The sequence below is a fragment of the Nocardioides sp. P5_C9_2 genome (genome assembly GCF_054049555.1).
In genome coordinates this window covers 1-6,078 of record NZ_JBFUMD010000219.1, presented here as the reverse complement: position 1 = coordinate 6,078, position 6,078 = coordinate 1, and the positions used below count along the sequence as shown (strand labels likewise).

The window sequence follows — 6,078 nt, the reverse complement described above, 5'->3', positions numbered from 1 at the left end:
GTGGACGCCGCTCTCGAGCAGCTGGCGCATGGTGACGACTGCCATGGTGTTCTCCTGTGTGATGGAGGCGCTCGCGGTGTGCGCGGCCTTCTGGCAGGCCGAGCCGGGAACGGATCTCCGGTTGATTTCAGTTGCTGCACCGACGGGTGTCGGTTGCCCTGACGCTCGCGCGCGATCCGATCCGCGATGGTGCTGCGGAACCAACGGACTCGCGCCCACGGGCGGCCGGCCTCCACGGAGAGAGCCCGTCGCGGTCTGCGAGCGTGCGAAGTCGACCCATGTCGAGCTGGTGGTACCGGGCCGCTCTGCGAATCGTAGGTCACGTCCGGCGCGGCGAGCCAATCGAGGTGCCACCGGTCCCCGGGCCGTCCACAGGCCACGGATCGGCACCCGTCCTCCACCGTACGGCGCGTGGTCGCCGCCGCCGCCCGTCGTCGGCCCGCACGCTCGCTGCATGAGCCTCCTGTCCCGTCGTGCCCGCGTGTCGCCCGGCCGGTCGGTGTCCGGGGTGGCGCTGGCCGTCGTCCTCCTGGCCCGCTCCCCCGTGCCGGCCGACCGGCCCGACCCGGTCGGGGTCTGGCCGCTCGACCCACGGCCGGAGGTGGTGGCGACGTTCGACCCGCCCGACGACCCGTGGGGCGGCGGGCACCGGGGTGTCGACCTCGCGGGGCGGATCGGGCAGCCCGTGCGCGCCGCCCTTCCCGGCGAGGTGGTCTTCGCCGGGAGGATCGCGGGCAAGCCGGTGGTGAGCGTGTCGCACGGCGACACCCGGACGACGTACGAGCCGGTGGTGGCCTCCGTCGACGTCGGCACCCGGATCGCCGCCGGAGGCGTCCTCGGGGTGCTGGACCTGCCGGCCAGCCACTGCTTCCCGCGGGCGTGCCTGCACTGGGGCTGGCGGCGCGGGGACACCTACCTGGACCCGCTCGACCTCGTCGGCGGCGGTCCCGTGCGGCTGCTGCCGCTGTGGCGTGACGAACCGGTCGCCACCGGCGTGTGGCGACCGCCGGTCCACCCGTACGCCTCCTGGACGCCCGTGGCCACGGGGCGCCCGCCGCGCATGCCGGCGACGTCGCCGATCCTGACGCCGGTGATGACGGCGGTGGAGTCGCCGCCGGGCGGCCGGACGACCGGCTCGCTCCCCTGACCCGGCGGGCCTGCGGCAGGTCAGCGGCGTGGCGGGTCAGGCGCGGGGGTGGGCCTGGCGGTAGGCGGCGCGGAGCCGGTCGGTGGTCACGTGCGTGTAGAGCTGGGTGGTGGCCAGCGAGGCGTGGCCGAGCAGCTCCTGGACCGACCGAAGGTCTGCCCCGCCCTCGAGGAGGTGGGTCGCCGCGGTGTGCCGCAGCCCGTGCGGTCCGATGTCGGGGGCGCCGGGGACGTCGGCGATCCGGCGGTGCACGAGCTCGCGGACCACCCGCTGGTCGATGCGCCGGCCCCGGGCGCCGAGGAAGACGGCCGCGCCGGCACCCTCGACCCGGAGGGCGGGACGGCCGAGCTCCAGCCAGAACTTCAGGGCCCGGGCGGCCGGTCGACCGTAGGGCACGGAGCGCTCCTTGCGCCCCTTGCCGAAGACCCGGACGACCTGGCGGTCGTCGTCGATGTCGTCGATGTCGAGGCCGACCAGCTCCCCCACCCGGATGCCGGTGGCGTAGAGCAGCTCCAGCATCGCGACGTCGCGGAGGCCGACCGGGCTGCCGTCGTCGGCGAGCCTCGCGGCCGAGCGGATGAGGTCGGCCGCCTCGTCGGCGCGCAGCACCGGCGGCAGGGTCTTGTGCTGCTTGGGCGAGCCGAGCGAGGCACCGGCGTCGAGCGGGGCGCGTCCGGTGCGCTGCAGCCAGGCGGTGAAGACCCGCGCCGCGGTGGCCCGGCGAGCCAGGGTCGTGCGCGACCTGCCCAGCGTCTGCTGCTTGGCCAGCCACGAGCGCAGGGTCCGCAGGTCGAGGTCGGCGACGTCGGCGAACCCGAGCCGATGGGCATGGTCGAGCAGCGATGAGATGTCACCGAGGTAGGCGCGGACCGTGTGGGCGGTGAGGTCCCGCTCGGAGACGAGGTGTCGCTCGTAGTCGCCCAGGAGCCGCACGAAGCCCTCGGGCAGCCCCTCGGGCTCGGCGACGTCGGCCTGCTCACTCACCCACCGATCGTAGGTCGGGGACCGGGCCCTGCTCGTGAGGCTCGTCGCGGGCCAGTCGCCATCCGTGCTCCGTGCGACGCACCCACCCGCCCGACGCCAGCCGCTCCAAGGCCCCCTGGACGTGCTGCAGCGCCACGCCGGCGGCGACGGCGATGCTGTCGGCGCCGACCGACCGGCCCACGGGGACCGCGTCCAGCACCCGTTGGTCACGCCGGTCGAGGCGGTCGCGAGGCCGGGTGGGCGCGCGGCGCAGGTCGACGAGGTGCTCCCCCGCCGCCCCCACCAGCTCGAGCACGTCCGCGCCGCCGGTGACCAGGTGCATGCCCCCCTTGCGGACCTGCTCGTGGACGCCCTGCGACGTGACGCTGGTGACCGGGCCCGGCACGCCCATCACGACCCGGTTGAGGACCTCCGCCCACCGCGAGGAGCTGAGGGCACCGCTGCGCAGCGCCGCCTCGACCACGACGGTCCCGACCGACAGGGCGGCGATCAGCCGGTTGCGGCCGAGGAAGCGGGACCTCAGCGGCGCACTGCCCGGCGGCACCTCCGACACGATCAGCCCGGTGGTCGCGATGTGGTCGATCAGCGCGCGGTGTGCCGTCGGGTAGGCGCGCTCGGGACCGCACGCCAGCACCGCCACCGTGGTGCCACCACCGGCGAGCGCGCCGCGGTGCGCTGCCTGGTCGATGCCGGCGGCCGCCCCCGAGACCACGACCAGCCCGGCGCGGGCCGCCGCCGCGGAGAGGTCAGCGGCGACGCGCTCGCCGTACGTCGTCGCGGAGCGCGACCCCACGACGGCGACCATCGGCGGCAGCTCGTCGAGTCGGCGCGGCCCGCGAAGCCACAGTCCGACGGGCACGCCGCCGAGCCCGGAGTGGTGGGCCTCGGGGGCCGCGAGATCGGCGAGGGCGGCCGGCCACTCGGCGTCGTGCGGCGTGACGAACCGGATGCCGAGCCGGTCGGCCTGGTCCAGCTCGCGCACGGGGTCGACGGACCCCAGCCGCTGGGCGAGGTCCCGCTGCGCGTCGTCGAGGGAGTGCTGCGCGAGCAGTCCGTCGAGGACGGCCGTGGGCCCGAGGTCTCGCACCAGGCCGCACAGGCGCGGGTCCCCCGGCTCGCCGATGCGGCTCAGCACCACCCGGGCGAGGCGGTCCGGCAGGCGGCTCATCCGGCCTGCCTGATGTCGGCGGCGGACAACGGTGCCGCGGTGCGCAGGCTCAGGGCGAGCTCCGTCTCGGTGGCGCCGGGTCTCTCGACGCCGCGCAGGTCCGCCACGGTCCAGGCCAGCCGCTGGACGCGCGTCACACCGCGACGGGTCAGCGACCCGGACCGCAGGCCGTCGTCGAGCAGTCGCTGCCCGGCCATCTCGAGCGGCCACTCACGGGCGAGGACCGGACCGGGTACGAGGCCGTTGAGCTGCCAGGACCGCCCCTCGTAGCGTCGGGCCTGCATGGCCCGGGCCCGCTCCACCCGGGCTCGCACGGTCGCCGAGTCGACCCGGGGCGCGAAGACGTCGTGAGCGGCGTCGGCGCTCACCGGCTCGATGTCGCGCCAGATGTCGATGCGGTCCACGATGGGGCCCACCAGCTTGCGGCGGTAAGCCTTGCGCGCCGGCTCGAGGCACGTGCAGGCGGTGTTGACCGASGYGCTGAAGTTGCCGCASGGGCASGGRTTGGCCGCCAGSACCACCATCGAGCGGGCCGGGAACGTCGCCGTGGCCTCCCCCCGCGCGAGGGTGATCTCGCCGCTCTCCARCGGYTGGCGCAGGGCGTCGATGACGTCGGCGCGGAAGAGSGGGAACTCGTCGAGGAAGAGCACGCCGTGGTGGGCGCGGCTGATGCCACCGGGACGGACCCGGCCGGTGCCACCGCCGACGACGCTGGCCTTGCTCGCGTCGTGGTGGGGAGCGAAGTAGGGCGGCCGGTGCACCAGTCCGTCGCCGTCGCGCAGCAGGCCGGCCAGCGAGTGCAGGGCCGTCACCTCCAGCGCCTGGGCGGTGGTGAGGTCGGGAAGGATCGTCGGCAGCCGCTCCGCCAGGCTGGTCTTGCCGGCGCCGCGGGGGCCGTTGAGCATGATGTGGTGCCCGCCCGCGGCCGCCACCTCCAAGGCGTACTTGGCGTCCTCCATCCCGTCGAGGTCGTCGAGATCGAGGGACTCCACGGCCCCCCGCCCGGCGGGCAGGAGCGACGTGCGGACCGGACCGGCGACGGGGGCCGCGTCGGGCACCTCCTCGCCGCGGAGCACGGCCACGACCTGGGCCAGCGACCGCACCCCGAAGACCTCCATGCCCGGGACCATCGCCGCCTCCCGTGCCTGGGACTCCGGCACGAACACCCGGCGGATCCCCCGCGCGGACGCCGCGATGACCATGGGCAGCACCCCGGCGACCGGGCGCAGGCTGCCGGACAGGGACAGCTCACCGACGAAGACCGTGGCGAGGAGGGACGACGCCGGGACGGCGCCGCAGGCCGCCCGCACACCCACGGCGATGGCCAGGTCGAAGTGGGTGCCGCTCTTGGGCAGGTCGGCGGGCGCGAGCAGGATGGTGACCCGGAAAGTGGCCGGCCAGGTGTCCTTCGAGCCCCGGGCCGAGTTGTTGATGGCCATCCGCACCCGGTCGCGGGCCTCGTGCAGCGAGGCGTCGGGCCTGCCCACCACGAACGTGCCCACCGTCCCCTTGGAGAGGGCCACCTGGACGTCGATGAGGTGTCCCTCCGCCCCGACCAGCGCGATCGAGCAGGCCGTGGCGACCCGCATCATGTGAGCCCCGGCACGTGGTCGATCTCGACCGGGCCACGGCGCGGGGAGAGGACGCACACCATGTCGAGCCGGACGTCGACGGGGCGCACGTGGTGGGCCTGCTGCCACCGGGCGGCCAGGGCGCGCATCCGGTTGACCTTGCGCGGCGTCACCGCCTCGTGGGGCGTGCCGAAGTCCGTGCTGGAGCGGGTCTTCACCTCGCAGATGACCAGCGTCGACCCGTCCCGCAGCACGAGGTCGATCTCACCGATCTCGCAGCGCCAGTTGCGGTCGAGCACGGTCATGCCCTGCCGGGACAGGTGCCGGGCGGCGAGCTCCTCGCCGTACGCGCCGAGGCGTTGCTTGCTGGTCGGCCGCGGGGTGGGCACGGGTGCAGGTCGTGGGGCTGTGGTCATGGCGGGCCTCCTTCGTGGAGACCAGCACAGCGGCGCGCGCGGACAACCGGAACCACCGTCCGCGACCCTGTGGAGGGAGCCGGGTCGGCGAGACCCTGGGGACGAAAGGTGGCCCCCGACCGGCCCGATCAGATCAGATCAGGCCGAGAGGATCGCTCAGCCCTTGGGCGGGTCGATCTCCTGCGGCGCGAGCTCCTCGACGTTGACGTCCTTGAACGTCAGCACCTTCACGTTCTTGGCGAAGCGGGCCGGCCGGTACATGTCCCACACCCAGGCGTCGGCCATCGACACCTCGAAGAACACGTCACCGTTCTCCGTCCGCGCCTTCACGTCGACCTGGTTGCACAGGTAGAAGCGGCGGTCGGTCTCCACGACGTACTTGAAGATCGAGACGACGTCGCGGTACTCCCGGTAGAGGGTGAGCTCCATCTCGGTCTCGTACTTCTCGAGGTCCTCCGCGCTCATGCGTCCTCCTGCGTGTCGTCCCTGGCCCCGGTCTGCGGGTCGACCCTAGTGCCAGCCTCCGGCTCGGCTTCGAGCCCCGCCGCACGGCGCACGTTGACGAACCGCATCCGGTGCACCGGCGCCGGCCCGTGGGTGGTCAGCGCGGCCGTGTGGACGTCGGTGATGTAGCCCTTGTGGGTCCTGAAGTCGTACGCCGGGTAGTCGGCGTCCATCGCGACCATCAGCCGGTCGCGGGTCACCTTGGCCAGCACCGRCGCCGCCGCGATGCAGGCCGCCACCCGGTCGCCCTTCCACACCGCCAGGCCGGGCACCTCGAGCCCGTCGACC

Annotated in this window: 6 protein-coding genes and 1 pseudogene; 1 reads left to right on the top strand and 6 read right to left on the bottom strand. The window is 74.4% G+C overall.

Going from position 1 to position 6,078, the window contains the following annotated elements; translation table 11 throughout:
- The first annotated feature begins 454 nt into the window (after positions 1-454).
- The gene (locus tag ACXJKL_RS12145; protein ID WP_457207305.1) at positions 455-1,147 is read left to right on the top strand and encodes a M23 family metallopeptidase; all 693 of its coding nucleotides are present in this window, start codon (positions 455-457) and stop codon (positions 1,145-1,147) included.
- Positions 1,148-1,183: 36 nt separating this feature from the next.
- On the opposite strand, the gene ACXJKL_RS12140 is transcribed toward ACXJKL_RS12145, so the two are convergent.
- From ACXJKL_RS12140 to ACXJKL_RS12115, 6 genes and pseudogenes are all read right to left on the bottom strand, one after another.
- Positions 1,184-2,131, bottom strand: coding sequence for a tyrosine recombinase XerC (locus ACXJKL_RS12140; RefSeq protein WP_457207304.1), 948 nt, complete (start codon positions 2,129-2,131; stop codon positions 1,184-1,186).
- On the bottom strand, positions 2,124-3,299 hold the full coding sequence (gene dprA, locus ACXJKL_RS12135; RefSeq protein WP_457207303.1) for a DNA-processing protein DprA: 1,176 nt from the start codon (positions 3,297-3,299) through the stop codon (positions 2,124-2,126). Before dprA ends, ACXJKL_RS12140 begins: the two co-directional genes overlap by 8 nt.
- Positions 3,296-4,891 carry a YifB family Mg chelatase-like AAA ATPase gene (locus ACXJKL_RS12130; protein ID WP_457207302.1) on the bottom strand — a complete coding sequence of 532 codons (1,596 nt, stop codon included), beginning with the start codon at positions 4,889-4,891 and terminating at the stop codon, positions 3,296-3,298. The genes dprA and ACXJKL_RS12130 overlap by 4 nt, the downstream gene beginning before the upstream one ends.
- A complete protein-coding gene (locus ACXJKL_RS12125; RefSeq protein WP_457207301.1) occupies positions 4,888-5,286 on the bottom strand; it encodes a YraN family protein in 399 nt (132 codons plus the stop codon). Before ACXJKL_RS12125 ends, ACXJKL_RS12130 begins: the two co-directional genes overlap by 4 nt.
- A gap of 156 nt (positions 5,287-5,442) precedes the next feature.
- On the bottom strand, positions 5,443-5,751 hold the full coding sequence (locus ACXJKL_RS12120; RefSeq protein WP_056885608.1) for a DUF2469 domain-containing protein: 309 nt from the start codon (positions 5,749-5,751) through the stop codon (positions 5,443-5,445).
- Positions 5,748-6,078 (bottom strand): annotated as a pseudogene (locus ACXJKL_RS12115) (hypothetical protein); the annotation flags it as partial. The pseudogene ACXJKL_RS12115 and the gene ACXJKL_RS12120, both read right to left, overlap by 4 nt.

Bases quoted from the DNA above. Each gene is read 5' to 3' on its own strand.
- ACXJKL_RS12145 (WP_457207305.1), top strand. From the start codon at position 455: ATGAGCCTCCTGTCCCGTCGTGCCCGCGTGTCGCCCGGCCGGTCGGTG.
- dprA (WP_457207303.1), bottom strand. From the start codon at position 3,299: ATGAGCCGCCTGCCGGACCGCCTCGCCCGGGTGGTGCTGAGCCGCATC.
- ACXJKL_RS12125 (WP_457207301.1), bottom strand. From the start codon at position 5,286: ATGACCACAGCCCCACGACCTGCACCCGTGCCCACCCCGCGGCCGACC.
- ACXJKL_RS12120 (WP_056885608.1), bottom strand. From the start codon at position 5,751: ATGAGCGCGGAGGACCTCGAGAAGTACGAGACCGAGATGGAGCTCACC.